This window comes from Nocardia sp. NPDC003963, assembly GCF_053605105.1.
Window position 1 is genome coordinate 13,537 of the sequence record NZ_JBSGIP010000048.1, and the last position, 26,554, is coordinate 40,090.

Annotated in this window: 27 protein-coding genes; 14 read left to right on the top strand and 13 right to left on the bottom strand. The window is 66.9% G+C overall.

Features of this window, described 5'->3' with window-relative positions; translation table 11 throughout:
- Window positions 1–149: 149 nt before the first annotated feature.
- From ACWEWT_RS33900 to ACWEWT_RS33915, 4 genes are all read right to left on the bottom strand, one after another.
- Window positions 150–1,007 (bottom strand): MlaE family ABC transporter permease, encoded by an 858-nt coding sequence (locus tag ACWEWT_RS33900; RefSeq protein WP_452564932.1) that lies wholly within the window; start codon window positions 1,005–1,007, stop codon window positions 150–152.
- 3 nt (window positions 1,008–1,010) lie between these two features.
- Entirely contained in the window at window positions 1,011–1,775 is a 765-nt protein-coding gene (locus ACWEWT_RS33905) for an MlaE family ABC transporter permease (protein ID WP_452564933.1), read from the bottom strand.
- Window positions 1,776–2,072: 297 nt separating this feature from the next.
- Window positions 2,073–2,978, bottom strand: a complete 906-nt coding sequence (locus tag ACWEWT_RS33910; protein ID WP_452564934.1) for a 3-oxoacyl-ACP reductase — start codon at window positions 2,976–2,978, stop codon at window positions 2,073–2,075.
- 44 nt (window positions 2,979–3,022) lie between these two features.
- A complete protein-coding gene (locus ACWEWT_RS33915) occupies window positions 3,023–3,211 on the bottom strand; it encodes a ferredoxin (RefSeq protein WP_030522901.1) in 189 nt (62 codons plus the stop codon).
- Window positions 3,212–3,436: 225 nt separating this feature from the next.
- On the opposite strand from ACWEWT_RS33915, the gene ACWEWT_RS33920 reads away from it, so the two are divergent.
- From ACWEWT_RS33920 to ACWEWT_RS33935, 4 genes are all read left to right on the top strand, one after another.
- Window positions 3,437–4,630 (top strand): acyl-CoA dehydrogenase family protein, encoded by a 1,194-nt coding sequence (locus tag ACWEWT_RS33920; protein ID WP_452564935.1) that lies wholly within the window; start codon window positions 3,437–3,439, stop codon window positions 4,628–4,630.
- A gap of 26 nt (window positions 4,631–4,656) precedes the next feature.
- Complete coding sequence (locus ACWEWT_RS33925) at window positions 4,657–5,763, top strand: acyl-CoA dehydrogenase family protein (RefSeq protein WP_452564936.1); 1,107 nt, start codon at window positions 4,657–4,659, stop codon at window positions 5,761–5,763.
- A 164-nt stretch (window positions 5,764–5,927) separates the two neighbouring features.
- Window positions 5,928–6,167, top strand: coding sequence for a type II toxin-antitoxin system Phd/YefM family antitoxin (locus tag ACWEWT_RS33930; protein WP_452564937.1), 240 nt, complete (start codon window positions 5,928–5,930; stop codon window positions 6,165–6,167).
- A complete protein-coding gene (locus tag ACWEWT_RS33935; RefSeq protein ID WP_452564938.1) occupies window positions 6,164–6,574 on the top strand; it encodes a type II toxin-antitoxin system death-on-curing family toxin in 411 nt (136 codons plus the stop codon). Before ACWEWT_RS33930 ends, ACWEWT_RS33935 begins: the two co-directional genes overlap by 4 nt.
- 64 nt (window positions 6,575–6,638) lie before the next feature.
- On the opposite strand, the gene ACWEWT_RS33940 is transcribed toward ACWEWT_RS33935, so the two are convergent.
- A complete protein-coding gene (locus tag ACWEWT_RS33940; RefSeq protein ID WP_452564939.1) occupies window positions 6,639–8,285 on the bottom strand; it encodes an acyl-CoA synthetase in 1,647 nt (548 codons plus the stop codon).
- A gap of 62 nt (window positions 8,286–8,347) precedes the next feature.
- On the opposite strand from ACWEWT_RS33940, the gene ACWEWT_RS33945 reads away from it, so the two are divergent.
- Window positions 8,348–9,130, top strand: a complete 783-nt coding sequence (locus ACWEWT_RS33945) for a crotonase/enoyl-CoA hydratase family protein (protein ID WP_452564940.1) — start codon at window positions 8,348–8,350, stop codon at window positions 9,128–9,130.
- Between the two features lie 232 nt (window positions 9,131–9,362).
- Here ACWEWT_RS33945 and ACWEWT_RS33950 read toward each other — a convergent pair whose 3' ends face one another.
- Both ACWEWT_RS33950 and ACWEWT_RS33955 read right to left on the bottom strand, forming a co-directional pair.
- Window positions 9,363–9,779: a VOC family protein gene (locus ACWEWT_RS33950; protein WP_452564941.1), complete on the bottom strand. Its 417-nt coding sequence runs from the start codon at window positions 9,777–9,779 to the stop codon at window positions 9,363–9,365.
- A gap of 100 nt (window positions 9,780–9,879) precedes the next feature.
- Window positions 9,880–10,104: a hypothetical protein gene (locus ACWEWT_RS33955; protein WP_452564942.1), complete on the bottom strand. Its 225-nt coding sequence runs from the start codon at window positions 10,102–10,104 to the stop codon at window positions 9,880–9,882.
- 161 nt (window positions 10,105–10,265) lie between these two features.
- On the opposite strand from ACWEWT_RS33955, the gene ACWEWT_RS33960 reads away from it, so the two are divergent.
- Window positions 10,266–11,270: a sigma-70 family RNA polymerase sigma factor gene (locus ACWEWT_RS33960; protein ID WP_452564943.1), complete on the top strand. Its 1,005-nt coding sequence runs from the start codon at window positions 10,266–10,268 to the stop codon at window positions 11,268–11,270.
- 410 nt (window positions 11,271–11,680) lie between these two features.
- On the opposite strand, the gene ACWEWT_RS33965 is transcribed toward ACWEWT_RS33960, so the two are convergent.
- Together ACWEWT_RS33965 and ACWEWT_RS33970 are read right to left on the bottom strand one after the other, a co-directional pair.
- A complete protein-coding gene (locus ACWEWT_RS33965) occupies window positions 11,681–12,577 on the bottom strand; it encodes an alpha/beta fold hydrolase (RefSeq protein ID WP_452564944.1) in 897 nt (298 codons plus the stop codon).
- Between the two features lie 200 nt (window positions 12,578–12,777).
- Window positions 12,778–13,818, bottom strand: a complete 1,041-nt coding sequence (locus tag ACWEWT_RS33970) for an LLM class F420-dependent oxidoreductase (protein ID WP_452564945.1) — start codon at window positions 13,816–13,818, stop codon at window positions 12,778–12,780.
- 61 nt (window positions 13,819–13,879) lie between these two features.
- Here ACWEWT_RS33970 and ACWEWT_RS33975 point away from each other — a divergent pair, with 61 nt between their 5' ends.
- From ACWEWT_RS33975 to ACWEWT_RS34000, 6 genes are all read left to right on the top strand, one after another.
- A complete protein-coding gene (locus ACWEWT_RS33975) occupies window positions 13,880–14,893 on the top strand; it encodes a Zn-ribbon domain-containing OB-fold protein (RefSeq protein ID WP_452564946.1) in 1,014 nt (337 codons plus the stop codon).
- A 13-nt stretch (window positions 14,894–14,906) separates the two neighbouring features.
- Window positions 14,907–15,974: a thiolase domain-containing protein gene (locus ACWEWT_RS33980; RefSeq protein WP_452564947.1), complete on the top strand. Its 1,068-nt coding sequence runs from the start codon at window positions 14,907–14,909 to the stop codon at window positions 15,972–15,974.
- Complete coding sequence (locus tag ACWEWT_RS33985) at window positions 15,971–17,137, top strand: thiolase domain-containing protein (RefSeq protein ID WP_452564948.1); 1,167 nt, start codon at window positions 15,971–15,973, stop codon at window positions 17,135–17,137. Before ACWEWT_RS33980 ends, ACWEWT_RS33985 begins: the two co-directional genes overlap by 4 nt.
- A 2-nt stretch (window positions 17,138–17,139) precedes the next feature.
- The gene (locus tag ACWEWT_RS33990; RefSeq protein ID WP_452564957.1) at window positions 17,140–18,015 is read left to right on the top strand and encodes a TIGR03619 family F420-dependent LLM class oxidoreductase; all 876 of its coding nucleotides are present in this window, start codon (window positions 17,140–17,142) and stop codon (window positions 18,013–18,015) included.
- Between the two features lie 59 nt (window positions 18,016–18,074).
- Entirely contained in the window at window positions 18,075–18,491 is a 417-nt protein-coding gene (locus tag ACWEWT_RS33995) for a nuclear transport factor 2 family protein (RefSeq protein ID WP_452564949.1), read from the top strand.
- Window positions 18,492–18,744: 253 nt separating this feature from the next.
- Window positions 18,745–19,569, top strand: coding sequence for a hydrolase (locus ACWEWT_RS34000; protein WP_452564950.1), 825 nt, complete (start codon window positions 18,745–18,747; stop codon window positions 19,567–19,569).
- A gap of 192 nt (window positions 19,570–19,761) precedes the next feature.
- Here the strand turns inward: ACWEWT_RS34000 and ACWEWT_RS34005 are convergent, their stop codons facing one another.
- On the bottom strand, window positions 19,762–21,018 hold the full coding sequence (locus ACWEWT_RS34005) for a cytochrome P450 (protein ID WP_452564958.1): 1,257 nt from the start codon (window positions 21,016–21,018) through the stop codon (window positions 19,762–19,764).
- A 158-nt stretch (window positions 21,019–21,176) separates the two neighbouring features.
- Between ACWEWT_RS34005 and ACWEWT_RS34010 the strand changes: the two genes are divergently transcribed.
- Together ACWEWT_RS34010 and ACWEWT_RS34015 are read left to right on the top strand one after the other, a co-directional pair.
- On the top strand, window positions 21,177–22,340 hold the full coding sequence (locus ACWEWT_RS34010) for a steroid 3-ketoacyl-CoA thiolase (protein ID WP_452564951.1): 1,164 nt from the start codon (window positions 21,177–21,179) through the stop codon (window positions 22,338–22,340).
- A 437-nt stretch (window positions 22,341–22,777) separates the two neighbouring features.
- Entirely contained in the window at window positions 22,778–23,194 is a 417-nt protein-coding gene (locus ACWEWT_RS34015; RefSeq protein ID WP_011207048.1) for a helix-turn-helix domain-containing protein, read from the top strand.
- 234 nt (window positions 23,195–23,428) lie between these two features.
- Here ACWEWT_RS34015 and ACWEWT_RS34020 read toward each other — a convergent pair whose 3' ends face one another.
- From ACWEWT_RS34020 to ACWEWT_RS34030, 3 genes are read right to left on the bottom strand one after another with little or no spacing between them, the layout of a single operon-like run.
- Window positions 23,429–24,451, bottom strand: coding sequence for a hypothetical protein (locus ACWEWT_RS34020; RefSeq protein ID WP_452564952.1), 1,023 nt, complete (start codon window positions 24,449–24,451; stop codon window positions 23,429–23,431).
- Window positions 24,448–24,960 (bottom strand): ImmA/IrrE family metallo-endopeptidase, encoded by a 513-nt coding sequence (locus ACWEWT_RS34025; RefSeq protein WP_452564953.1) that lies wholly within the window; start codon window positions 24,958–24,960, stop codon window positions 24,448–24,450. Before ACWEWT_RS34025 ends, ACWEWT_RS34020 begins: the two co-directional genes overlap by 4 nt.
- Before the next feature lie 5 nt (window positions 24,961–24,965).
- Entirely contained in the window at window positions 24,966–26,249 is a 1,284-nt protein-coding gene (locus ACWEWT_RS34030; RefSeq protein ID WP_452564954.1) for a hypothetical protein, read from the bottom strand.
- Window positions 26,250–26,554: the final 305 nt, after the last annotated feature.

Below are 26,554 nucleotides of genomic sequence, written 5' to 3' on the forward strand. Positions count from 1 at the left end.
TTTCAGCCCGGCGGTCGCCCGGAACGCGGTCCAGCGGTTCGTTCCGATGGGGGCCCAGGGGTCCTCGTCACCGCGGGACGACCCACCCGCGGTTGCGTTCGACGCCGCTGCCCTCGTGTTGTTCGCTCGCATCATTTCCGTCATCGCGGCTATCCGGAGAGGTTGAAGTTGCCGGAGGTGCCGTATACCGCCAGGGATATCAACAGCGTCACCGTGACCACCGCGACCAGCGAGCTGCGCACCGCGTTACCCACCGCGATACCCACCCCGACCGGTCCACCGGCCGCGTTGTAGCCGTGGTACGTGTGGATCATCATCACCGCCAGTGCCATGAGAATGGCTTGGCCGAACGACCACAGAATGTCGCTCGGAATAAGGAATGTGGAGAAATAGTGGTCGTACACACCGGCGGACTGACCGTAGATGACCACGGTGGCGAACCGGCTCGCGATGAACGAGGCGATCACCGCCAGCGCGTAGAGCGGCACGATCGCGATCATTCCGGCGAGCACCCGGGTGCCCACCAGGTACGGCACCGGCCGGATCGCCATGGATTCCAGGGCGTCGATCTCCTCGGCCACCCGCATGGCACCCAACTGGGCGGTGGAACCGGCTCCGATGGTGGCCGCCAGGCCGATTCCGGAGATCACCGGGGCGGCGATGCGGACATTGAGGAACGCGGCGAAGAAGCCGGTCAGCGCCTCGACGCCGATATTGCCGAGGGAGCTGTAGCCCTGTACGGCGATGGTGCCGCCGGAGAACAGGGTCAGGAAGCCGACGATCACCACGGTGCCGCCGATCACGGCGAGCGCGCCGCTGCCCATGCTGATCTCGGCGATGAGCCGGATCGTCTCGGTGCGGTAGTGCACGAGCGCGCGCGGCATGGAGCCGATCGCCTTGCCGTAGAACACCGCTTGTTTGCCGAGATTGTCGAGTGAGGTCGACCAGCGGCGGACACGACGGGTGACTTTGGGAAAACGGGACTGGATGATCACCGAGGCCGACATCGATCACCGCACCGCGAATTTGAGACCGACAGCGGTGACGACGACATTCACCACGAACAGCGCCATGAAGGCGAAAACCACTGTCTGGTTCACCGCGTCACCGACACTTTTGGGACCGCCTTTTACATTCAAACCCAGATAGCAGGCCACCAGTCCGGCGATCAAACCGAAAAGGCCCGCTTTTACCGCGGAAATGAGCAGTTCGGGGAGATGGGTCAGCAGGGTGATGCCGTTGACGAAGGCGCCGGGGTTCACATCCTGCAGGTAGACCGAGAACAGGAAGCCGCCGACGATGCCGATGGTGCACACCAGGCTGTTCAGCAGCAGTGCCACGAACATCGAGGCCAGGACGCGCGGCACCACCAGCCGGTGGATTGGGTCGATGCCGAGCACTTTCATCGCGTCGATCTCTTCGCGGATGGTCCGGGCTCCGAGATCCGCGCAGATGGCGGTGGCGCCGGCACCGGCCACGATGAGCACGGTGACGATCGGCCCGACCTGGGTCACCGCGCCGAAGGCCGCGCCCGCGCCGCTGAGGTCCGCGGCGCCGATTTCGCGCAGCAGGATGTTCAGCGTGAAGCTCACCAGCACGGTGAACGGTATGGCCACCAGAAGTGTCGGCACGATGGATACCCGCGCGACGAACCACGACTGGTCGATGAACTCGCGCATCTGGAACGGCCGGCGAAAACTCGCCCGGGCCACCGATGCGGCGAGTTCGAAGAATCCGCCGACGGCTCCCAATGGCACGGTAAGGACCTTGTTCATCCTGATCCTCCTTGCCCGACTACTGGTCCCGCTGGCGGCAGCTCGGGAGACACCCCGGCGCACGCCCCGATAAGTAGAACACGTTCATTTCCTAATTGGGGCCATTTTGAGGCTTCTGAACTGGAAGCTTGTTGCAATCCCAGACAGCGGGATTGGAACACGATTCATACGCCTTGAGCATCATTGTGTGAGGCCGGGCACAGTCGACCCCTCTGTTTACCAATGACTGGACGGTTGATCAACTCTCCGCGGCGAGTCCCGGGACCGAAATCCCGCGACCCGCCCCGGCGAGATCGCTCAACCCAGTTCGTGCAGAGCCGTTGCAGAGAAGGTACGACCTTCTTCGCGCCCGGCGAAGTAACCGGTCAGCGTGGTGGCCAGATCGTCACCTGACCATTGCGAGCCCGCCGCGTCGAACCGCTGCTCGACCACCGGCGCGGCCATCAGGGCCACCATGGGGCCGTACACCACGAACACCTGCCCGTTGACCGCCTCCGCCGCAGGCGAGGCCAGGTAGGCCACCAACCGGGCGACATGGTCGGGCGAGAGCGGGTCGACCTCCCCCTCGGGAGCCGCGCTGAAGACCTGTTCGGTCATGGCGGTACGCGCCCGCGGGCAGATGGCGTTGGCCCGGACACCGAATCGGTTCAGGGCGCGCGAGGCGGAAAGTGTGAGTGCGGTGATTCCGGCCTTGGCCGCCGCGTAATTGGCCTGACCCTCCGGCCCGAGGAGTCCGGCTTCGGAAGAGGTGTTGACGATCCGGCCGTAGACCGGCGCACCGGCTTCCTTGGATTTCGCCCGCCAGTAGGCCCCGGCATTGCGGGTCAGCAGGAAATGACCGCGCAGATGGACCGCGAGGACCGCGTCCCAGTCCTCGTCGGACAGGTTGAACAGCATCTTGTCGCGGGTGATACCCGCGTTGTTGACCACGATGTCCAGGCCACCGAAGGATTCGGTGGCCGCGGTGATCAACGCGTCGGCGGTGGACCGCTCGGCGACACTGCCGGCCACGAACTCGGCCTTGGCGCCGAGTGCGCGGACCTGTTCCAGCGTCTCGGCCACGGCGTCGGACTCGGCCAGATCGTTGATCACGACCGAGGCTCCGGCTGCGGCCAGGGCGAGCGCTTCGGCCTTACCCAGGCCGGCACCCGCTCCGGTCACGATCGCAACTCGCCCGGCAAGGCTGGTATCTGTATCGCTCACCGGGCCGACTCTAGAACGTGTTCTTATTCACGGCAAGAGCCGATTCACAGCAAACGCAAGGCCGCTTTCGGGCATTGCGCGACCGCTTCGGCCACTTGCGACTCCTGATCCGGCGCGACCTCGCCCTCAGCGACGTGCAGCATGTCCTCGTCATCGAGTTCAAAGACGTCGGGAGCGATTCCCGCACAGATTCCGTTCGCTTCGCACTGATCGAAGTCAACGCTGACCTTCATCGAAACTCCTTTTCCCGCCCTGTGGCCGAAGCCTAACAAGCAACGGCCGCCGAGACGGGCTACATGGGCTGATTACCCTTCAATACTGGAACATGTTTCAGTGCATATGCAATGATCGGAGCAAGGTATCGGAGATCCATTCCGCGCTCCGCGAGGGTGAGCGTGGCGCGATCCCACGTCCAGGCCCCATCTCAAACCCGTAGAACGAAGGCTCGAGGTACCGCTATGCGCATTGCGTATACCCCGGAACATGTTCAGCTACGCGCCGAGTTGCGTGAATATTTCGCCCGGCTGATCACTCCCGAACGGCGGGAGGCGCTGAGCTCGCAGACCGGCGAGTACGGCCAGGGCAATGTGTACCGCGAGGTCGTCGCGGAGATGGGCCGCGACGGCTGGCTGGCCCTGGGCTGGCCCGAGGAGTTCGGCGGCCAGAACCGGCCCATGCTGGATCAGCTGATCTTCACCGACGAGGCCGCCATCGCGGGCGCGCCGGTGCCGTTCCTGACCATCAACTCGGTGGCGCCGACGATCATGCACTACGGCAGCGACGAGCAGAAGAAATTCTTCCTGCCCAAGATCGCCGCCGGCGATCTGCACTTCGCCATCGGCTACTCCGAACCCGGCGCGGGTACCGACCTCGCCAGTCTGCGCACCACCGCGGTGCGCGACGGCGACGACTACGTGATCAACGGCCAGAAGATGTGGACCAGCCTCATCGCCTACGCCGACTACATCTGGCTGGCCGTGCGCACCGATCCCGGCGCCAAGAAGCACAAGGGCATCAGCATGCTGATCGTGCCGACCACGGCCGAGGGCTTCTCCTGGACCCCGGTCCACACCATGGCGGGCCCCGATACCAGCGCCACCTACTACCAGGACGTACGCGTCCCGGTGACCTCCCTCGTCGGTCCGGAGAACGGCGGCTGGCCGCTGGTCACCAACCAGCTCAACCACGAGCGGGTCGCGCTGACCTCCGCCGCCGCGCTGCAACTGGCACTGGCCCAGACGACCGCGTGGGCGAAGGAGACGAAGGCGGCCGACGGCTCCCGGATCTTCGATCGCGAATGGGTTCAGCTGAACCTGGCGCGCGTGCACGCCAAGGTCGAATACCTCAAGCTCATGAACTGGGAGATCGCCAGCCGGGCCGACGCCGGTGGCGACGCCGCACCGCGGCCGTGGGACGCGTCGGCGTGCAAGGTGTACGGCACCGAGCTGTCCACCGAGGCGTACCGACTGCTCATGGAGGTCCTCGGCCCCCAAGCCTCGCTGCGGCAGGACTCCCCCGGTTCGGTCCTGCGCGGCCGGCTGGAGCGGATGCACCGCGCCGCCCTGATCCTCACCTTCGGCGGCGGTACCAACGAGGTGCAGCGCGACATCATCGCCATGACCGCCCTGAAGCAGCCCGCCTCCGGCCGCTGACCTCAGCTCGACTCCAGGAGTTCATCATGGATTTCACCCCCACCGAAGCCCAGTCGGATCTGGCCCGGCTCACCGGCGAGGTCTGCGACAAACTGGTCACCGCCGATCGCCTCCGCGAATTGGATCGCGGCACCGCCAAGTTCGACGAACCGCTGTGGAAATCGCTCGCCGAGACCGGCGTCCTGGCCGCCGCCCTGCCCGAGGAAGTGGGCGGTAGCGGGTTCGGTTCGCTCGAACAGACCGCGATCCTGCGCGAACTCGGCAAAGCCGTCGCGTCGGTCCCCTACCTGTGGTCGATCGTGCTGGGCGCGGGTGCGCTGGCCGAGTTCGGGTCCGCCGAACACCGCGAGCTCGCCACCGTTGCCGGAGCGGGAACCTCGATCCTGACCGTCGCGCTGGCCGAAGAGCACAACTGGGAACCGGCCCGCCCCAGCACCACCGCCACCGAAACCGATCGCGGCTGGCGCGTCACCGGCACCAAGACCACGGTCCCGGTGGCCGACCGCGCCGCACGAATCCTGGTGCCCGCGTCGGTATCCGGAGTCGCCGCGGTCTTCCTGGTGGACCCATCGGCAGAATCCGTCACTGTGACCGCCCAGCAGGTGACGGACCGCAGCGCCGAATCGCTCGTCGAATTCACCGACGCGCCGGCCGAACTGCTGGGCACTGTCGACGACGGCGCCCGGATCCTGGACTGGCTGCTCGACCGCGCCTGGCTCGGCCTGGCCGCCCAGCAGCTGGGGACCCTCGAACGCTCCCTGGACCTCGTCGCCGGCTACGCCCGGGAACGCGAACAGTTCGGTCGCGCGATCGGCAGCTTCCAGGCCGTGGCCCAGCGGCTGTCCGACAGCTACATCAGTCTCCAGGGCCTGCGGCTGACCGTCACGCAGGCGGCCTGGCAGCTCGCGGAGGGCCTGGATGCGACCGGGGCGGTGCACACGGCGAAGTTCTGGGCCGCCGAGGCGGGCCACCAGGTCGCGCACACCCTGGTCCACGTGCACGGCGGCGTCGGTATCGACCGCGACCATATCGTGCACAACTACTTCACCGCCGCCACCCGAAACGAGTTCGCCCTGGGCGGGGCCACGAACCATCTGCTGCCCCTGGCCCAGTTCGTCCCCGAATCGGCCTGAGCCCGCGGTCCGGCTCGGCTTCCGATACTGCGGGACGCGAGTGGCGTGCCAATTTCCCGGCACGCCACTCGCCTCGCGAAGACGGGCGGACTTCCTGCACAAACGTGCGAACCCGCCGCAAACTACTTTGTACAGATTTATCTCCGATCCGTACGATCTCGGGTATGACTGCAATGCCCGAATCCGATGCTTGGGAACTACCGGTCAGCGAGGCGCGCGAGAAGCTTGCCGAAGTCATCGCCGCAGCGGAGAACGGAAAGGTCGTACACCTCACCCGCCACGGCCGCCGGGTCGCAGCTGTCGTGCCAGAGGAGATGGCAGAAACAGCCGACCGCCAGGTCCGTGAATTGTCGCAGCGATTTGCCACCCGGCACCGAGCCCTGCTCGACAGGCTGGCGGAATGACAGGATTCGATTTCTACTACCTGTCCTCGGCCGATCTGCGCCTGATTGCCGGTGATGTCGCGGCCGGATTCCTGATTCGCGATCCCGGGCTGCTCGAATCAGCAGCGACTCGCCCCCGCACGACCGTCTTCGGAGCCGACGCCTACCCGGAGATCTGGGACAAGGCCGCCGCGTTACTGCACTCCATCGCCAAGAACCATCCGTTGATCGACGGCAACAAACGGCTCGCCATAGCCGCCGCAGCCATCTTCCTGGCCCGTAACGGCGTGGACATCGACGATCTGAACGAGGACCTGGCCTACGACCTCATGATCTCCGTGGCCTCCGGCGAAATCGAGGATGTCACCGATATCGCGGAACAACTGGGAAAGGCGTTCGGACGAAAGGAACCGGACACGGACGCATAGCCGGGTCCGCGGAACTTCGTCGAGGAGCCACCGTGGACGGTGGCCCCTCGACGAATGTGCACGCCTACGAAGCGCTCCCCGTCACACCGTGTTCGTCGGCGTCGCGCTCCTCGGTCTGCGCCTTGGCCCATTTGTAGTCGGGTTTACCCGCCGGCGACCGCTTGATCTCGTCGACGAACCACAGGCTGCGCGGCATCTTGTAGGAGGAGATCTCCTGGGTCAGCACCGGGCGCAGTTCCTCGAGGGTGGGGCGGTTCGCGCCGCGACACTGCACCACGGCCGCCACCCGCTGCCCCCAGCGCTCGTCCGGGACACCGACCACCAGCGCGTCGAAGACCTCGGGGTGGCATTTCAGCGCGCCCTCGACCTCTTCCGGGTAGATCTTCTCGCCGCCGCTGTTGATGCTCACCGAACCGCGGCCGAGCATGGTGACGGTGCCGTCCTCCTCGACCCGAGCCCAGTCGCCGGGGATCGAGTAGCGGACGCCGTCGTACTCCTTGAATGTGGCCGCGGTTTTCACCGGGTCGTTGTAGTACCCGATCGGGATATGGCCCTTGCGCGCCAGCACACCGGTCTGCCCGGAACCCGGGACGACAGGCTTGCCGTTTTCGTCGATGACGGCGGTGGACGCGTCGATCTTCACCCGCGGACCGCCGGTATGCGTCGCACCCTTGGCGGCGATGGAGATACCGCCGAAACCGGTCTCCGAGGAACCGATCGAATCGGTGATCACCGTATTCGGGAGCAGGTCGATGTACTCGTCCTTGAGGGCGGGCGAGAACAGCGCCGCACTGCTGGCCATCGCCCACAGGCTCGCGTGCTGATAGGTGTCGCCGGTCTCCGGATGGCCGGCCTTCAGCGCGTCCAGCATCGGCCGCGCCATGGCGTCACCGGTTATGAAGATCATGTTGATCCCGTGCGCGTCCACGGCCTGCCAGACGGTGTGCGCGTCGAACTCCGGGATCATGATGGTCTTGCCGCCGTCGAACAGACCGTGGAAGACCGCGGTCTGCGAACCGCCGTGGATCAGCGGCGGAATCGGGTAGCGCACCATCTGGCCGCCGGCGGCGCCGTTCTTGGCCTGCTGCCATTCGTCCTGGACGTACTCACCGGTCATGAAGTTGATACCGCCGCCGAGGACACGCCACCAGTCCTCGTGCCGCCACATGACACCCTTGGGCATACCGGTGGTGCCGCCGGTGTAGATCATGAAGATATCGTCGTTGGACCGATCGCCGAAATCGCGTTCGCCCGACGATTCCGCCAGTGCCGCTTCGAAATCCACCGCGTCCGCGGGGGTCGCCGCCGCGGTGCCGTCGTCGACGATCAGTACCGCTTTCAGATGCGGGACCTTCGACCGGACATTCACCACCTTGTCGGTGTAGCGACGCTCGTGGATGAGCGCCACCATGTCCGAATTCTCGAAGATGTACTGCAACTCGTTCTCGACGTAGCGGAAGTTGACGTTGACCATCACCGCCCGCGCCTTGAACACCGCCAGCATCGAAGTCACTGCCTCGATGGTGTTGCGCGAGTAGATGCCCACCTTGTCACCCGGCTGAACACCATGTTCCAGCAGGTAGTGCGCCAGCCGGTTGGCTCGGTCCTCCAACTGGGCGAAGGTTACCGAGCGGTGGTCGTCAGCCAGCGCAACACGGTCCGGCACGAGGTCGATTGTGTGTTCGACGAGGTCGGCTATGTTGTACGTCACAAGGTCAAAAATAGAACGTGTTACTGTTTCTGGCAAGGGTCCGAGTAACAGGAGAAACAACGATGCCTCAATGCCTCGTCGAGAAGCGCGGCCATGTCCTCATCGTCACCATGAACCGCCCCGAGGCGCGTAACGCGCTCTCGACCGAGATGATGGCGATCATGCGTGATGCCTGGGATCAGGTCGACAGCGATCCAGATATCCGGGTCGCGATCCTGACCGGCGCGGGCGGGGCCTTCTGCGCGGGTGCCGATCTCAAGGGTATGACCCAGCAGCATCCTGGTGATTCGTTCGCGGGCGGGGGCTGGGATCTGTCGAAGATCGAGGCATTGCTGAAGGGCCGGCGGCTCACCAAACCGCTCATCGCGGCGGTCGAGGGCGCGGCTATCGCCGGTGGCACCGAGATCCTGCAGGGCACCGATATCCGGGTCGCGGGCGAAAGCGCGAAGTTCGGTGTATCCGAAGCGCGCTGGGGCCTGTTCCCGCTGGGCGGCTCCGCGGTCCGGCTCGTCCGTCAGGTCCCCTACACGGTCGCCGCCGATATCCTGCTGACCGGCCGCCACCTGAGCGCCGCCGAAGCCAAGGATATCGGCCTCATCGGCCATGTGGTGCCGGACGGGCAGGCACTCGACACGGCGCTCGAACTCGCCGACCTCATCGCGGCCAACGGCCCGCTCGCGGTGCAGGCGATCCTGCAGACCATCCGCGACAGCGAATGCATCCCTGAGGAAGAGGCCTTCCAGATCGACGCCAAACTCGGGATGGCGGTCTTCCAGTCCGCCGATGCCAAGGAGGGCCCGAAGGCCTTCAAGGAGAAGCGCAAGCCGAACTTCAGCGGCAAGTAGGAACCGGTCCGGCCTGCTCGGCATCCAGTCGGTCGGCCCGGGGTAGCTCGGCCCGGGAACTGCCGCCGGATCCGAGCCGGCCGAACGCCCCCACCGCGGACCGAAAGACCCGGCACCCCGGCCAGCGGGTTTCCCTGGGACGGTCGGGAGCCCGATCCGGACCACACAGCAGAACGCCGAACGCCCCGGCCGACAATCCGTCGGCCGGGGCGTTCGCGCGGACGCACTACGACTACGCGCCCGGGTAGTCCATGTAGAACGGCTCCCACTGGTGACCGTCGGGATCCAGGAAGGTCCGGCCGTGCATTCCGACCTGCGCCTCCTGCGCCTGCTTATCGGTATTGATCTCCTCGGTACCGCCCGCGGCCACCGCGGCCGCGGTCAGCCGGTCGACCTCCTCCGCGCTGCCCAGCGACAATGCGTAGGCGGCGGCGGTGGCGGCCCGGGTGTCGGCGATCGGGCGACGGCTGAAGACACCGAAATGCTCGTGGGTGAGCAGCATCAGGCAGATATTGTCGTCGACCACGATGCAGGCGGCGTTGTCGTCGGTGAAATCGTCGTTGACCTTCCAGCCGAGCGACTCGTAGAAATTCTTGGACCGCGCCAGGTCGGTGACGGGCAGGTTCACGAAAATCATCTTGCTGCTCACGGTTTCGGTCCTCTCGAAGTGTGGTCTGTGTTCGCCGGCTGCAAACGTTCAGACGCGGACCGACCCCGGAAATCATCGGTTGGCCGGAAATCCCCGATGGTTACGGTCGAACCGGCCGGACTTCGCTCGCCTTCGCGTACTTTCCGTGACTACCTTCGCCGATCTGCCAGGTCACCGGCATTCCGGGCGTGATGAGCTGTTCGTCGCCCTCGTACTGCCAGAGGGAGAACCACACGTCGCCGGACTTGCCGGTGATGAGACCGCCGAAGAGCGGCGACACTGCCTGTCGGGCTTCGGACCTTTGCCTCCGGGCGCGCGCAGCCATTCCGTTACACCCGTCGGCACGGCGGACAACCAACTGCCTCTCCGTACGAAGGGCCCGGGAATGTGGCTTCTGTGCCTGGTGAGAAAGCTGTGCCGCCGAGGCGAAAACAACGTGTTTCATCCTCTGTCCACCTGTCGGTGCGCTGTGCCACAGTGGCACCCATGAGCGAGCAGACCGGCACCGTCGATGCCGATGTCCTGAGATCTTTCGAGGCGCACAGACGCGAACTGTGCGCCTACGCCTACCGCATGCTGGGGTCGTCCTTCGAAGCCGAGGACGCCGTCCAGGACGCCTTCACCCGCGCCTGGAAATCCTATGATTCCTTCGAGGGCCGGGCCAGCCTACGGTCCTGGCTCTACAAGATCACCACCAATATCTGCCTCGATATGCTCGACGGCCCGCAGCGCCGGGCGCGGCCGATGGATCTGTCCGGCGCCTCCACCCCGGACAGGCCGCTACCACCCCCGCAGCCGGATTACGTCTGGGTGGAGCCCATTCCCAACTCGCTCGCCTTCGGCGCCGACCCCGCCGAACACGCCAGTGCCAAGGATTCCCTGCGCCTGGCCTTCGTCGCCGCCTGCCAACATCTGCCCGCCACGCAGCGCGCGATCCTGATCATGCGCGAGGTTCTGCGCTTTTCCGCCAACGAGACGGCCGAGGCGCTCACCATGAGCACGGCGTCGGTGAACAGCGCCCTGCAGCGGGCCCGCGCCACTATGAGCAAGGTGCAGCCCGCCGATACCGACAGCTACGACGAAACCGATTCCGACCAGCGCAAACTCGTCGAGGACTTCGTCACCGCGTTCGAGGCCTACGATATGGACGCGCTCACCACCCTGCTGAAGAGCGATGTGGCGCTGTCCATGCCGCCCTTCGATCTCTGGATCTCCGGCCCGGCGAATGTCGCCGCGTTCATGCTCGGCACCGGCGCGGCCTGCCGCGGCTCGCGGATGGTCCCGCTGGGCGGAGCCAACGGCCACCCGGCCTTCGGCCACTACAAACCCAGCGGCGAACCGGGCCGCTGGGTGCCGTGGTCGATCACCGTGCTGGAAATGCGGGACGGCGAGATCGCCGGCCTCAATTTCTTCCTCGACACCGACCGGTTCTTCCCACTGTTCGATCTGCCGCCGGAATGGACCGAGGACCCGGTGGGCGAACCGGCCTGAACCCCGCCGACCGACACCGCGCCCCTCGGCGGCCGAGCTTTGTTTCGGAGCTCGCCGACCGAGGCGTCGGCCGACCAGCAAGCCGAGTACGAACGGGTTCGGCGGAACCACCCCGAGGCCCGGTCCGCACTCGGAACCGCGGCATCACTCGACCTGTGGTGCGCAGTGCTGGACTGACGATGGAGACCGTCGATGACTCCTGCCGACAGTCGCCCCAGGCGTAGACCACCGGCGACCCGACGGACCGCCGGCCGCGATATCCGCGATATCCGCGATATCCGCGATATCCGCGAAACACGGAATCACGAACGGCCCGGTCATATCACCCAGCAGAACACCACATCGTCGTCCGCGCACACGCGGAATCAGCTCCGGCCCTGATCGATTCGCCGGGCGATGAGCTGCACGGGTCAAGCACAGGGCGGCCGAACGGGTTCGGTCTCGAGCATCGCGACGGCTATCTCGTCGGCGTCGGCGTCGCGCAGGGCGGTGCCCATATCGTCGAGGACGAGTAGCCGCGCGCCGCGGATCGCGGCGGCCAGGGCCTCGCCGTTGCCGACCGGGAAGAACGGGTCCGCGCGGCCGTGCACGACGAGCGTCGGCATCGTGAGCTCGCCGAGGCGCTCACGCCATCGCGGTGCGCAGTCGAGCCGGGCGAACACCGTTCCGAGCTGATTCGCCTGATGCACCGAGGGGTCGCCCGACGGGGTGCGGTCCCAGATCCGGGCCGCGGTGGCACCCGCCTGCGCCGGGTCGTCGCCGAGCAGTTCGGCGCCCTCGGCGGCGAATGCCGCGACAGCGGCCCGGTCGGTCCAGTCGGGGACCGGTCGCGAGAACAGCGCTCCCATGATCGCCGCGTCGTGGTCGGGCAGATCGTCGTCCACCGGGCCGGGCGCGACCGGCCGGGTACCCACCAACGTCAATGCCGAGAATACGTCCGGATATTCGAGTGCGGCGACCTGAGCGACCATCCCGCCGACTCCGATACCGCCGAGTCGAGCCGTCGCGGCACCGAGTGAACCGACGAGGGCCGCCGCGTCGGCGGCCAGATCGCGCAGGCGGTACGCCGGTGCCTCCGGGTCGAGGGTCGTCGACGTTCCGGCGTCGCGCAGGTCGTAGCGGACCACGCGGCGGCCACCCGCCGCGAGACGCTCACACACCGCATCGGGCCACGACAGCAACGTGGTCCCGCCGGCCAGCAGCACGAGCGGATCGTCGTCGCGGCCGAAGGTCTCGATACCGAGTTCGACTCCATTCGCCCGCACGGTCGTCCGAGGTGCTCTCGTATCCGCTGCGCTGTCGCTCATCGCCGGCTCCCATTCCGATTCGGATCGGTTTCCTGTTCGGACGACCCGACAGGCCCGGACTCATCGGCCGCCCGAAGAAATGGGCCGCACCGCGTACGGACCGGCCGCCGTGCGACGACCGGACAACCGCCGTGGGCGTGACCGGACAACGGCCGCAAGCACCCCGGCGGCTGCGGGCAGCGGTTATTTCTGGAACAAGTTCACAGGGTGCCGACCAGCGGCGCCAGCCGCTTCAACTGCTCCACATCGGGCACCGAGACCAGCAGCATCGTGACCCCGGATGCCTCCCAGACCCCGATCTGCTCGCGCACCTGTGCCTCGTTGCCGATGATCGCCGTCTCGAGGACCAGTTCGTCCGGGACGGCGGCCGCGGCTTCGGCTTTCTTGCCGGCCTGGAAGAGGTTTCCGATCTCGTCGACCTCCTTCTCGTAACCCATCCGCCGGTAGACCTGGGCGTGGAAGTTCAGCTCCGGCGCACCCATGCCGCCGATGTAGAGCGAGGTGATCCAGCGCATCCGCTCGATCTCCGCGGCCACGTCGTCGGTGATGATCACCTGCGCGGTGGCGGCGATTTCGAAGTCTTCCCGCGAACGCCGGGCACCGGGGCGCGCGAAACCCTCGTCGAGCCATTCGTTGTACACGTCCGCCATCCGCGGCGTGTAGTAGATGGCCAGCCAGCCGTCGGCGATCTCGGCGGTCAGCGCGACATTCTTCGGACCCTCGGCGCCCAGCCAGATCGGCAGATCGGCACGCAGCGGGTGGGTTATCGGCTTGAGCGGTTTACCCAGACCGGTGGCGCCGGGGCCGTTGAAGGGCAGCGGGTAGTTCGGGCCGTCGTTGGTCACCGGACCCTGCCGGGCCAGAACCTTGCGCACGATATCGACGTACTCGCGGGTGCGCTGCAACGGTTTGGCAAACGGCTGTCCGTACCAGCCCTCCACCACCTGCGGACCCGAGACGCCGAGCCCGAGGATCGCCCGTCCGCCGCTGAGATGGTCGAGGGTGAGTGCGTGCATGGCGGTGGCGGTGGGGGTCCGCGCGGACAGCTGCACCACGGAGGTGCCCAGCCGCACCCGCTCGGTCGCCGACCCCCACCAGGCCAGCGGCGTGAAGGCGTCCGACCCCCAGGACTCGGCGGCGAACACCGCGTCGAACCCCGCCTCCTCGGCTGCCACGACCACTTCGGCGGCGTGTTCCGGCGGCCCCGCGCTCCAATATCCGAGCTGCAATCCGAACTTCACATCCGACCCCTTTCCGGCCTACTGCTTGCCAGCAGAATAAGAACCTGTTCTACTCGATATCGTGACTCAGGGGAATACTGCACCCACGGTAATTACGCAGGAACGCCCGCCGGGACTGAAACCGAGCGATGTGCTCAGTGCGCCCCTGCGGATGGAGTTCGACTACACGCGCTCCGTGGGACCCATCATCGGCAAGTTCCTTACCGGCCTGCGCGAGCGACGCGTCTTCGGTAACCGAGGTTCGGACGGCCGGGTACTCGTACCACCGGCCGAATTCGACCCGGTGACCTCCGAACCGCTCTCGGAGTTCGTCGAGGTCGCCTCCGTCGGCACGGTGAAATCGTGGACCTGGGTCCGCGATCCGCTTCCGGGCCAGCCGTTCGACCGGCCGTTCGCCTACGCGCTGATCCAGCTCGACGGCGCCGATACGGCGCTGCTGCACGCGGTCGACGTGCAGAGCCCGGAGCAGATCAGCACCGGTTTGCGCGTGACCGCCCGCTGGGCCGCCGAACTCACCGGCACCATCCACGACATCGTCTGCTTCGAGCCCGGCGAGACGCCGACGGCCGAACCGGCGCCGGCCGCGGACGCGGAACCGGTCAGCGGGATCGTCACGCCGATCGGGATGGACTACAAACACACCGCCTCCCCCGAGGAGAGCACCTTCCTGCGCGGCCTGAAAGAGGGCAAGCTCATCGGCGCCCGGGCCGACGCCGACAGCAAGGTGTACTTCCCGCCGCGTGGCGTCGACCCCATGACCGGGCGGTCCACCGCGGAAACGGTCGAACTGGCCGAAACCGCCACGGTCACCACCTTCTGCATCGTGAACGTGCCGTTCCTCGGGCAGCGGATCAAACCGCCCTATGTGGCGGCGTATGTGCTGCTCGACGGCGCGGATATCCCGTTCCTGCACCTGGTGCTCGGCACGGACGCGAGCGAAGTGCGGATGGGTATGCGGGTCAAGGTGGTCTGGAAGCCCCGCGAGGAGTGGGACTTCACCATGGCCAATATCGACCATTTCGAGCCGACCGGCGAGCCGGATGCCGACTACGACACCTACAAGCATCACCTGTGAGAGGGCTCCCCGCGTGACCATCACCGAGCGTTCCATCGACAACGCCACCGAGATCGCCGTCGTCGGCTTCGCGCACGCACCGCATGTCTCGGAGACCTACGGCACCACCAACGGTGTGGAGATGCTGGTGCCCTGCTTCCAGCAGCTCTACGACCAGCTCGGCATCACCAAGTCCGATATCGGCTTCTGGTGTTCCGGATCGTCGGACTACCTGGCCGGGCGGTCCTTCTCGTTCATCTCCGCGATCGACTCGATCGGCGCGGTGCCGCCGATCAACGAATCCCATGTGGAGATGGACGCCGCCTGGGCCCTGTACGAGGCGTGGGTGAAACTGCGTTCCGGGCAGGCCGAAACCGCCCTGGTGTACGGCTTCGGTAAATCGTCGGCGAGCACCCTGCGTCAGGTGCTGAGCACCCAGCTCGACCCGTACCTGGTCACTCCGCTGTGGCCGGATTCGCTGGCCATCGCCGGTCTGCAGGCCCGCGCCGGTCTCGACGCCGGCCGCTGGACCGAACGCGATATGGCGGCGGTCTCGGCCGCGCACACCCTCGACGGCACCTCCGTCGACGAGCTGCTCGCGGGCGACTACGTCGCCGATCCGCTACGGGCCCACGACTGCGCGCCGATCACCGACGGCGCGGCCGCCATCGTGCTGGCCGTGGGCGACCGCGCCCGCGAGCTGACCGAACGGCCCGCCTGGATCACCGGGATGTCGCATCGTATCGATTCCAGCGTGCTGGGCGCCCGCGATCTCACCGTCTCCCCCTCGGCGGCGGCCGCGGGTCGGGCGGTCACCGAGGGCGACACCAGCGGTATCGATATCGCCGAACTGCACGCGCCGTTCAGCCACCAGCAGCTCATCCTGACCGAGGCCCTCGGACTGAAACCGGAGACGAAGGTCAACCCGTCCGGCGGCGCGCTGGCCGCCAACCCCATGTTCGCCACCGGGCTGGAGCGCATCGGCTATGCCGCGCTGCCCATCATGGCGGGCGACGCCGGCCGCACCCTGGCGCATGCCACCAGCGGTCCGGCGCTGCAGCAGAACCTTGTGACCGTCCTGGATTCGGAGGCCCGCCGATGAGTTTCCCCGCCGCGGTGCTGGGCACCGGACAGACCCATCACGTCGCCAAACGCGGCGATGTCACCATGGCCGGGATGTGCCGCGAGGCCATCGACCGCGCCCTGGCCGATGCCGAACTGACCATGGCCGATATCGACGCCATCGTCATCGGCAAGGCGCCGGACATGTTCGAGGGCATGATGATGCCCGAGCTGTACATGGCCGATGCGCTGGGCGCCCCCGGTAAGCCGCTGCTGCGCGTGCACACGGCCGGGTCGGTCGGCGGGTCCACCGCCAATGTGGCCGCGAATATGGTGCAGGGCGGCGTACACGAGCGGGTGCTCGCGATCGCCTGGGAGAAGCAGTCGGAATCGAACGCCATGTGGGCGCTGTCGATTCCGGTGCCGTTCACCATGCCGGTCGGCGCGGGCGCGGGCGGCTACTTCGCACCGCATGTCCGCTCCTACATCCGGCGTGCCAACGCGCCGCTGCACGTGGGTGCGATGGTCGCGGCCAAGGATCGCCGCAACGGGGCGAAGAACCCGTACGCGCACCTCCAGCAGGGTGATAAGACCATGGAAGAGGTCCTGGCCTCCCAGGTCCTGTGGGACCCCATCCGCTTCGACGAGACCTGCCCCTCCTCCGACGGCGCCTGCGCCGTGGTCATCGGTGGCGAGCAGTCGGCGACCGCGATGGAGGCGTCCGGCAAGAAGGTCGGCTGGATCCACGCCACCGCGATGCGTACCGAACCGCTGGCCTACGCCGGCCGCGACCAGGTGAATCCGCAGGCCGGCCAGGAAGCGGCCAAAGCACTGTGGGCGCAGGCCGGGATCACCGACCCGCTGGCCGAGATCGACGCCGCCGAGATCTACGTACCGTTCTCGTGGTTCGAACCGATGTGGCTGGAGAACCTCGGTTTCGCCGCCCCCGGCGACGGCTGGAAACTCACCGACAAGGGTGAGACCGAGATCGGCGGCACGCTGCCGGTGAACCCGTCGGGCGGCGTGCTCTCGTCCAACCCGATCGGCGCCTCGGGCATGATCCGGTTCGCCGAGGCGGCCAAACAGGTCATGGGCAGGGCCGGCGACTACCAGGTCGAGAACGCGCGCAAGGCTGTGGGCCACGCGTACGGCGGTGGTTCGCAATACTTCTCGATGTGGGTCGTCGGATCGGAACGCCGATGACTCTGCAATTCAGTCTCGGGATCGCGCTGAGCCCGCTGGAGCAGCTGCCCGAACTCGCCCGGACCGCCGAGGAGGTGGGGTTCACCTCCATCGCCCTGCCGGATTCGCTGTTCTATATGAAGTCCCAGGCGGCGAAGTATCCGTACACCCCCGACGGCAGCCGCTTCTGGGGTCCGGAGACCCCGTGGGTGGATCCGCTGATCGCCGCGACCGCCATGGCCGCGGTGACCACTCGGTTGCGCTTCTACACCAACGTCCTCAAACTCGGTTCGCGTAATCCGCTGCTGCTCGCCCGCCAGGTCGGGTCGGTGGCGAACCTGTCGAACAACCGGTTCGGCTTCGGTGTGGGGATCGGCTGGGCGCCGGAGGAATTCGAATGGTGCGGTGTGCCCTACGCGCGCCGCGGCGCCCGGGTCGACGAGATGATCGAGGTCATCAAGCTGGTACTGGCCGGCGGGATGGCCGAGTACCACGGCGAATTCTTCGATTTCGACGAACTGCAGATGAGCCCGGCGCCGAGCGAACCGGTCCCGTTCTATATCGGTGGCCACACCGAGGTCGCGCTGAAGCGCGCGGCCAAGGTCGGGGACGGCTGGACCTCGGCGATGATGAAGTTCGAGGATCTACAGAGCACCATCGCCCGGCTGGGCGAGCTGCGGGCGGAGTTCGGGCGGGCCGACGAGCCGTTCGAGATCCAGGCGGTCTGTATCGACAGGTTCGGTCGCGACGGCTACCAGGAGCAGTACGACGCCGGTGTCACCGACGCGATCGTGATCCCCTGGCTGGCCGCGGGTATCGGTTTCGACGGTGATATCGAGGCGAAGAAGGACGCGCTGCGCAAGTTCGCCGACGAGCACATCCAGAACCCGATCAACTGACATTCCGTGGGTGCCGCCGCGTTCACGCGGCACCCACGGACCTGTCGAGAGGAACCCCTATGAGCAGCGAGGAACATCCCGCCCGCGCGGCCGGGCTGGCCTCCCAGGCCGCGGTCCGCGCCCGCGACAAGGACGCCTGGCTCGCCCTGTTCGCCGCGGACGGCATCGTGGAGGATCCCATCGGCCCGTCCGGATTCGATCCCGAAGGCAACGGACACCGTGGCCCGGCGGCCATCGGAGCGTTCTGGGACAAGGCGATCGCCGCCACCGACTCCATCGATTTCCTTTTCGGTGACTCGTTCGCCTGCGGCGCCGAAGTCGCCTTCACCGGCACCATCCGCAGCATTGTCGGTGGCCACCGGATCGACGCGGAAGGCGTGTTCACCTACAAGGTCGACGATGCGGGCAAGATCCTCGCCCTGCGCGCCTTCTGGGAAGTGGACCGGGCCATGGCGACGGCCGCACCGGCCACCTGAGGTCGTACCGGCCACCCGAGCGGCGGCCGGCCGGTTTCCCTCCCGGTGCGGCCGCTTCACGCCTCGTCCACGGGTCTGCCCGGCACACTGTTCGGTGTGCCGGGCAGACCCGTATTCGCACACGATCGTGACACCACCGCACGCCGTATCGGGCTCGGCCCTGATCGATCCGGATATCGCGATCCTGCCTCCGGGGCGGTATCGGACCCGGGGCCTTGACCTCAACCGAGGTTCAGGTCGCAGCATCGCTGATATGACCATCTGGATCTGCGACGGGTGCGGGCTCGAACACGACGACTCCCCCGCTCCGCCGGACACGGGTTGCGTTCTCGCGAGCGCGGAGGTGTCGATCGAGGAGCGAGGCGACCTCGGCCCCCACGGCAGCTGGACCACGCACGCCGAACTGGCCCGGCAGTCGCACACCACCCACCACCGTGACCACGGCCGGGGAGTCCACAGCCTGCGCCGCGAACCCCGATTGGCGATCGGTCACTGGTCTTTCGTGGTCCGGACTCCCGACGGAAACCTCCTGTGGGACCCACCCGCCTACATGGATCCCGTGGTGGCCGGAATGGTCGAAGGGCTCGGCGGTGTCGCCGCCGTGGCCACGAGCCATCCACATATGTTCGCGGCGCAGGTCAGCTGGAGCCACCGGTTCGGCGGGGTGCCCGTCCTGGTCAATGCCGGCGACAAGGAGTGGATCGCCCGGCACGACCCGGTCATCCGGTACTGGACCGGAACCGAGACACCGCTACCCGGGATCACCCTGATCGAAGTCGGCGGGCATATGAAGGGCAGTTCCGTAGCGCTCACCGCGGACGGCACACTGCTGTCGGGCGACTCCATCGCCGGCACTCTCGTGCCCGACTGGGTGTCGTTCCAGCGGAACTTCCCGCGGCATGTGCCCATGTCCGCGGCGGTGGTGCGGCGCATCGTCGCCCGTATCGATCCCTACTCCTACGACCGCCTGTACACCCTCGGCGGCGACACCATCGATCACAATGCGAAAGAGGTTGTCCACCGCTCCGCCGAGCGTCACATTCGCTGGGTATCCGGAGAATTCGATCACCTGACATGACGTCCGCCGCCAGCGGGCAGCTCGACCCGCCGACGCGGCGGCCGGGCGGTACGAGTATCTCGCGCGCCGACGCCGACAGCCCTGGAACAGCGAAACAGGCGGGGTGGCGGCGCTTTGCGCACCGCCACCCCGCCTGTCACTTCGGAACAGACCCCCGCTACCCGGGGCCGAGCCGCCGGCGGGATGTCACCGTCAGCTCGCGGTCTTACCCGTGACCGGGCAGGTCTTGTAGTCGACCTGGAACTCCTTGATGCCGTTCAGCCACCCCGACCGCAACCGCTTCGGGTCACCCAGCTTGGAGATATCGGGCATATGGTCGGCGATCGCGTTGAAGATAAGGTCGATCTCCAGTTTGGCCAGGTTGGCGCCGATGCAGTAGTGCGCACCGGTACCACCGAAGGCCACATGCTGGTTGTCCTCGCGCGTGATGTCGAACTTCATCGGGTTCTCGAAGACATCCTCGTCGAAGTTCGCCGCCCGGTAGACCATCAGCACCCGCTGGCCCTTCTTGATCTCGACGCCGTTCAGTTCGGTGTCCGCGAGCGCGGTGCGCTGGAAGGTGGTGATCGGGCTGGCCCAGCGGATGATCTCGTCGGCCGTGGTCTTGGGGCGTTCCTTCTTGTAGAGCTCCCACTGATCCGGGTTCTCCAGGAAAGCGATCATGCCGTGGGTGATGGCGTTGCGGGTGGTCTCGTTACCGGCGACGGCCAGCAGCATCACGAAGAAGCCGAATTCCTCGGACTTGAGCGATTCACCGTCGATATCGGCCTCGACCAGGGTGGTGACGATATCGTCGGCCGGACAGGCCTTACGGGCCTCGGCCATCGCGTAGGCGTATCCGAGCAGTTCGGTGGAGGCCTGCACCGGATCCACATCGATTTCCGGATCGTCGTAGCCGGTCATCTCGTTGGACCAGGTGAACACCTTCATCCGGTCTTCCTGCGGGACGCCGATCAGTTCGGCGATCGCCTGCAGGGGCAGTTCGCAGGCGATCTGGGTGACGAAGTCACCGGACCCGGCCTCGGCAGCGGCCTTGACGATGGCCTCGGTGCGCTTGGACAGCTCTTCCCGCAGCGAGTTGATCGCCCGGGGAGTGAACCCGCGCGAGATGATCTTGCGCATCCGGGTGTGCTCGGGCGGGTCCATGTTCAGCAGGATGAAACGCTGCAGTTCGATCTGCTCACGCTCGATATCGTCGTTGAAGCGCGGCAGCGCCGTGTTCTCGAAGGTCGAGAACACATCGCTGCGCCGCGACACCTCCTTGATATCGGCGTGCTTGGTGACGACCCAGAAGCCGTCGTCGTGGAATCCGCCGACCTCCGGCGACTTCTCCTGCCACCAGATCGGCGCGGTACGCCGGAGTTCGGCGAACTCCTCGACCGGAATCCGCTGCACGTACATATCGGGGTCCGTGACGTCGAACCCGTCCGGCAGGTTCGGCCGGGCCATGCGCGTATCCACCACCAGATGTCTCCTTCGACAAACTGAAACACGTTCTACAATCATTGAAGCACAGGCCGGAGAACGGGGAAAGAAACCGGACCGAACCAGCCTCGTGCCGTGTGCGGAACACGTTACAGTTTTATGTCCGAAACGAAAGGTTCAAGATGGGCACACCCGTTATCGTCGAGGCAGCTCGCACCCCCATCGGCAAACGCAACGGCTGGCTGTCCGGGCTGCACGCCGCCGAGATCCTCGGCCTCGCCCAGCGCGGCCTGCTGGATCGCGCCCACCTCGACCCCGCCAAGGTCGAACAGATCATCGGCGGCTGCGTCACCCAGGCGGGCGCGCAGTCCAACAACATCACCCGCACGGCCTGGCTCGCCGCGGGCCTGCCGTGGCAGGTGGGCGCGACGACCATCGACGCCCAATGCGGTTCGGCCCAGCAGGCCAACCACCTCATCGCCGGCCTGATCGCCGCCGACGCCATCGATATCGGTGTCGCCTGCGGTGTCGAGGCCATGAGCCAGGTCCCGCTGGGCGCCAACGTCGGAGACCAGGCCGGCCCACGCCGGCCCGCCTCCTGGGATATCGATATGCCCAACCAGTTCGAAGCGGCCGAGCGGATCGCCAAGCGGCGCGGTATCACTCGCGAGGATGTGGACGCGCTCGGCGTCCGGTCCCAGCGGCTGGCCGCGCAGGCCTGGGCCGAGGGCCGGTTCGATCGCGAGGTTCTCACCCTCACCGCACCGGTGGTCGACAAGGAGGGCAACCCGACCGGCGAGAAGCAGGAGGTCGGCCGGGATCAGGGCCTGCGCGAGACCTCCGCGGAGAGCCTCGCCAAACTGAAGCCGGTACTCGAGGGCGGAATCCACACCGCCGGAACGTCTTCGCAGATCTCCGACGGTGCGGCGGCGGTACTGCTGATGGACGAGAAGGCCGCCGAGCGTGAGGGTCTGCGGCCGCGGGCCCGGGTGGTGACCCAGTGCCTGGTCGGCTCCGAGCCGGAGTTCCACCTCGACGGCCCGGTCCAGGCGTGCACCCGACTGCTGGAGCGGTCCGGAATGAGCATCGGCGATATCGATCTGTTCGAGATCAACGAGGCGTTCGCTTCCGTAGCATTGTCCTGGGCCCAGGTCCACAAGCCCGATTTCGACCGGGTGAACGTGAACGGCGGCGCGATCGCCCTCGGTCATCCGGTGGGCTCCACCGGGTCCCGCTTGATCACCACGGCACTGCACGAGCTCGAACGTTCCGACCGGAACGTCGCAATGGTTCTCATGTGCGCCGGTGGCGCACTCGCGACAGGAACGATCATCGAACGGCTGTAGTCGATCGGCCGAATTCCCTATTGCTACAGCACATCGGGGCCCGTACAGGTACCAACCAGACCTGCACGGGCCCCGTGTCCTTCACAAATTCGACCCGGTAGGTTGAACGTTCATCTCAACTTTGGGTAGACGTGTCGTACGCCACACAATGGATACTGCACGGCTATGGAAGGGATACCAGCTATCCAGAGGCTACTCACCGCCCACCCGGGAAGACCCCCGCGACGGGCGGCTACCTGGCCGTATCAGAGGTCGACAAGTCCGGTGCGGGCAACCCGCAAACGCGATACCCCGGTCCACTTCCCCTGATACGCGCCTGGAAGCTTCAAGGAAATCCTGATTCAGGCGTAGGTTTTCAGTTACTGAGCCGCTAATATCAATGATAGGTATCCGAGATAACGACTGTTAGTACAGTGAAGGGAATTGGGCGGCTCACAATGGCTGATTTCGCGGCGCGGCTGAACAAGCTGTTCGAAACCGTGCATCCCCCAGGGCGAAAGCCGCATACCAATGCAGAGGTAGCGGCAGCACTGACGGCATCCGGTCATCCGATCTCCAAACCGTATCTGTCGCAGTTACGGTCGGGCCAGCGCACGAATCCTTCCGATGAGACGGTTGCGGCGCTGGCGAAGTTCTTCAAGGTGAAGCCCGACTACTTCTTCAACGACATCTACGCCGCGAAGATCGACCACGATCTGGAACTCCTATCGCAGCTACAGGGTTACGGTCTGCGTCGGCTGTCCAGCCGAGCGTTCGACCTGTCGGAGGAGTCGCAGAATCTGCTCACCTCCATGGCGGAGAAACTGCGCGCAAGTGAGGGCTTGCCCGAAATTCCTCCGGACGGGACCGAATAGCGGAGATGCCATGGGCGCGGTGCGGCCTCGATCGAGGTCACACCGCGCCTACACCTGTGCGATAGAAATCCGTGCACCACTTTCCCGGGAACAGCACGAATTCTTCGGCGTAGGTATCACCACGCCTGAACATCTGCGGTTCGGAAGAATCCAGACCGACCGCTCGGCATGATTCTCTTCCGTTCCCACGGATAATCACAGTGACGTAACAGGCTTACCGCATACCCCGGGCAACTAAGAAACCGGGACCTCAGCGCGTTTGGTGGGCTCGGGCTCTTCCTCGAATGCCGCGGCGATCGCCTGCACCCAGCCGCGCGGGCTGACCCCCTCCGGCGGGGCGATCCATCGCGAATCAACCGCGGCCCGGCCGAGTGGATTGCGCACCCACTGCGCCACTCGCCGCGCCCGGGCCGATATATCGGTGGGAGGCTCTCCGGCGGTGGCGATCTCGACACCGCCGCCCGACTGGAGATACAGCGCATCCATGATCTGGGCCACCCGGTCCGAGGCCTTGAGCTGGGTCGACGTCCCGGTCTCCTCCTGGACGACCTCCGGGAAACGCTTCACCAACACCCTGTGCAAAGTCTGTATCCGGCGCAGCAGCAGCCGAGCGCGCACCCACATCTCGACCACGATCCATACCGCGCCGAAAGCGATGAGCAACGCGGCGATCTGCCAGAACGGCCAGGCCCAGCCGGGCTCGCCGGGGCCGGGCCGAATCGCGCCGGTGACACCGCGCCACACCTCACCGGCAGCCAGCACCACCACCAGAACGGTGCCGGTGACATAGACGGCGATGCCCCGACCCAGCGCGGTCCAGCTCAGATTGCGCAGACCGGTCACCACGATGAATATCCCGGCCAGTCCGGCCACCACCCAACCGGCGGTGAACGAGGTACTCAGCGTTCCGGCGACGGCGAAGAGCCCGGTTCCGTATATGCCCCCGGCGATCTGGCGCAGATTACGGCGCGAGACCACCGGCCAGGCCGCCGAGGCGACCACCGACGTCGCCGCGGTGAAGAGCAGCCAGGCGGAGACCACCAATCCCTCGGAGAGCCGCCCCGGCGGCAGCCCACCGGGCAGCAGATTGTCGATGGCCAGTGCGATATCGGGAACAGCCACGGTGCATGCCAGCGCGACGGCCGAAACGGCGGCGACAATCGCCACCCGCGCGGTGGTCGCGGGTTTGACGAGTACCCGCCCCACTCGCGCACCCGCGGCGATCCAGACGATCAGGGCGGTCAACCAGAACGTCATCCCAGAGCCTCATCGAATCGAAGGACCGAGACGCCCGCGCCCCGGCTGTTGAATACGCGCAGTCGCGTCATCAGCATGGCGGCGAATGTTTCGGCCTCCCATTCCGCCTGGTCGTCCTCACCGTCCTCGAGCGCGGTCTGATGGGCACGCTGACTCAGCATGTACGCGATGAGCTCGTCGCTCACCTCGAGTGTCACCTCGGGCGCAGGTGCGCCTTCGTGATCGAAGACGATATGCCCCAGTTCGTGGGCCAGCGTATGGTCGCGGCTCGGCAGCGCACTGGCCAGCACGATGATGTCCTTGTTCGGGTAGTAGCGCCGCTGTCCGCAGACGCCGGGGCCGAGATCGGCGTCGGCGATCTCGATCGGACGGCCGCGCTCGGCGGCCACCGCCTCGACGACCCCCTCCAGAGTGGTGGCGTCCGCGTCGGCGGCGACCGCGCAGACCGCATCGACCGCGGCGGCGACCCGGCGATAGGCCCGGGCGCTCTGAGTCCGGCTCTGTGTCATCGCGATCACGCACCCGTTCCGAAGAATTCGGCGCGCGCGGCATCGACCCGGGCCTGCGCCTGGGCGGCACTCTGGTAGCTCATCACGGCCGAACCGCCGCCGGCGATGCCCAGCGCGATCAGTCCGCCGATCACCGACAACACCTTGGGCTCGGGCAGCAGACCCTCCGCGTTCGTCGGGCGCACCGCGTGACTCGGTGGTGCGGCGACGATCGCAGGCGCGGCGCCGCCGGGGGCGGGCACGGCGGGGGCGGCCGGGGGCGCGGCCGCGGGAATCGGTACGGCGACATCGACGATCGGCGCACCGGCGCCGCCACCCGCACCGGGCGCCGGTAAGGCCAGCGGCGGTCCGACCGGCGGGGCCGGTACCGGGGGTACCGGCAGGAGCAACAGGAGAAGCGGTGCCGCCGAACCCACTCCGGCGGAACCGAGCGCGGCCGAACCGGTGGCGGCCGAACCCGCGGCGGCCGAACCTGTCGCCGCCGAACCCACCGCGGCGGAACCGAGACCGGCCGAACCGGTGCCCAGCACTCCGATACCGGCCGAACCCAGCGCGGCCGAACCCGTACCCAGCACTCCGACACCGGCCGAACCCACCGCGGCCGAACCCGTACCCAGCGCCGCCGAACCCGTTCCGAGAGCGGCCGAACCGGTCGCGCCTACTCCGGCACCGGCCGAACCCACCGCGGCCGAACCCGTACCCAGCGCCGCCGACCCGGTGCCGAGAGCGGCGGAGCCGGTGATGCCCAGCGGTGCGGCGGCCGAGCCCACCGCGGCCGAGCCGGTGGCGAGAATCGTGCCGAGAGCGGTCCCCAGTCCGAACGGTTCGGCGATCGGCGCCGGATCCGGTTGCGGGGCAGCGATCTCCGCGGGTTCGGCGGTATCGACCGATTCGCTTTCGGTGGCGCGACCCGGAATGCCCAGGCGCTGCCACTGCGCGACCTGCCCCGAATCCGGCCCGCTACTGCCGGTACCCGTATCTCCCACGGAGGGATCATCGGCCGGGGCGCTACTGCCCGTCCCGGTGCCGAGACCGGCAGGGGGCACGGTTTCGGGTGAGGGTTGTGCCGCCGGGTCGCCGGAGTCCGGGATCGCCAGCGGCCCACCGCTGTCGGTGGGTTCTCCCGCATCCGGTCCGAACGGGGCGAGCCCGCCGCTACCGGTCGGCCCCTGTTCGGACGCCGGGCCCCGGCCGGGGCTTGCTTGGGCGAGCGCCGGCCCCCCGAGTAGTCCCAGGCATCCGGCCGCCCCGGCTACTGCGAGCAATCGCTTGATGCGACCCACGGCCATGCGCCAGTCAACCCCTTGATCGATATTGCGGATTCGCCCGGCGTTGACGCCCTCCGGGCCGAACGAACAGATGGTTGCTCATGGTAAACCAGCGAACTCGCCGACGCATGATGAAGCAGCAACCTCGCCGAACCGGTAAGGTCTATGCGCTGTTCGAGCGGCAGTACATCGCGTACGAGTGCGATCGAATCATGAGATAGATCACATATGCCGCGCTGCGGCATCGGTAGCTGGTGCCAACGGGCCCTGATCGGAAACGGGCCCGTCCCGCTGCCGAACGGAACACCACACGACTGACCTCAGAC

Excerpts from the sequence above, each read along its gene's own strand:
- ACWEWT_RS33900 (WP_452564932.1), bottom strand. The coding sequence starts at position 1,007 with ATGTCGGCCTCGGTGATCATCCAGTCCCGTTTTCCCAAAGTCACCCGT.
- ACWEWT_RS33905 (WP_452564933.1), bottom strand. The coding sequence starts at position 1,775 with ATGAACAAGGTCCTTACCGTGCCATTGGGAGCCGTCGGCGGATTCTTC.
- ACWEWT_RS33915 (WP_030522901.1), bottom strand. The coding sequence starts at position 3,211 with ATGAAGGTCAGCGTTGACTTCGATCAGTGCGAAGCGAACGGAATCTGT.
- ACWEWT_RS33920 (WP_452564935.1), top strand. The coding sequence starts at position 3,437 with ATGCGCATTGCGTATACCCCGGAACATGTTCAGCTACGCGCCGAGTTG.
- ACWEWT_RS33925 (WP_452564936.1), top strand. The coding sequence starts at position 4,657 with ATGGATTTCACCCCCACCGAAGCCCAGTCGGATCTGGCCCGGCTCACC.
- ACWEWT_RS33930 (WP_452564937.1), top strand. The coding sequence starts at position 5,928 with ATGACTGCAATGCCCGAATCCGATGCTTGGGAACTACCGGTCAGCGAG.
- ACWEWT_RS33935 (WP_452564938.1), top strand. The coding sequence starts at position 6,164 with ATGACAGGATTCGATTTCTACTACCTGTCCTCGGCCGATCTGCGCCTG.
- ACWEWT_RS33945 (WP_452564940.1), top strand. The coding sequence starts at position 8,348 with ATGCCTCAATGCCTCGTCGAGAAGCGCGGCCATGTCCTCATCGTCACC.
- ACWEWT_RS33955 (WP_452564942.1), bottom strand. The coding sequence starts at position 10,104 with ATGGCTGCGCGCGCCCGGAGGCAAAGGTCCGAAGCCCGACAGGCAGTG.
- ACWEWT_RS33960 (WP_452564943.1), top strand. The coding sequence starts at position 10,266 with ATGAGCGAGCAGACCGGCACCGTCGATGCCGATGTCCTGAGATCTTTC.
- ACWEWT_RS33965 (WP_452564944.1), bottom strand. The coding sequence starts at position 12,577 with ATGAGCGACAGCGCAGCGGATACGAGAGCACCTCGGACGACCGTGCGG.
- ACWEWT_RS33985 (WP_452564948.1), top strand. The coding sequence starts at position 15,971 with ATGAGTTTCCCCGCCGCGGTGCTGGGCACCGGACAGACCCATCACGTC.
- ACWEWT_RS33995 (WP_452564949.1), top strand. The coding sequence starts at position 18,075 with ATGAGCAGCGAGGAACATCCCGCCCGCGCGGCCGGGCTGGCCTCCCAG.
- ACWEWT_RS34000 (WP_452564950.1), top strand. The coding sequence starts at position 18,745 with ATGACCATCTGGATCTGCGACGGGTGCGGGCTCGAACACGACGACTCC.
- ACWEWT_RS34005 (WP_452564958.1), bottom strand. The coding sequence starts at position 21,018 with ATGGCCCGGCCGAACCTGCCGGACGGGTTCGACGTCACGGACCCCGAT.
- ACWEWT_RS34010 (WP_452564951.1), top strand. The coding sequence starts at position 21,177 with ATGGGCACACCCGTTATCGTCGAGGCAGCTCGCACCCCCATCGGCAAA.
- ACWEWT_RS34015 (WP_011207048.1), top strand. The coding sequence starts at position 22,778 with ATGGCTGATTTCGCGGCGCGGCTGAACAAGCTGTTCGAAACCGTGCAT.
- ACWEWT_RS34020 (WP_452564952.1), bottom strand. The coding sequence starts at position 24,451 with ATGACGTTCTGGTTGACCGCCCTGATCGTCTGGATCGCCGCGGGTGCG.
- ACWEWT_RS34025 (WP_452564953.1), bottom strand. The coding sequence starts at position 24,960 with ATGACACAGAGCCGGACTCAGAGCGCCCGGGCCTATCGCCGGGTCGCC.
- ACWEWT_RS34030 (WP_452564954.1), bottom strand. The coding sequence starts at position 26,249 with ATGGCCGTGGGTCGCATCAAGCGATTGCTCGCAGTAGCCGGGGCGGCC.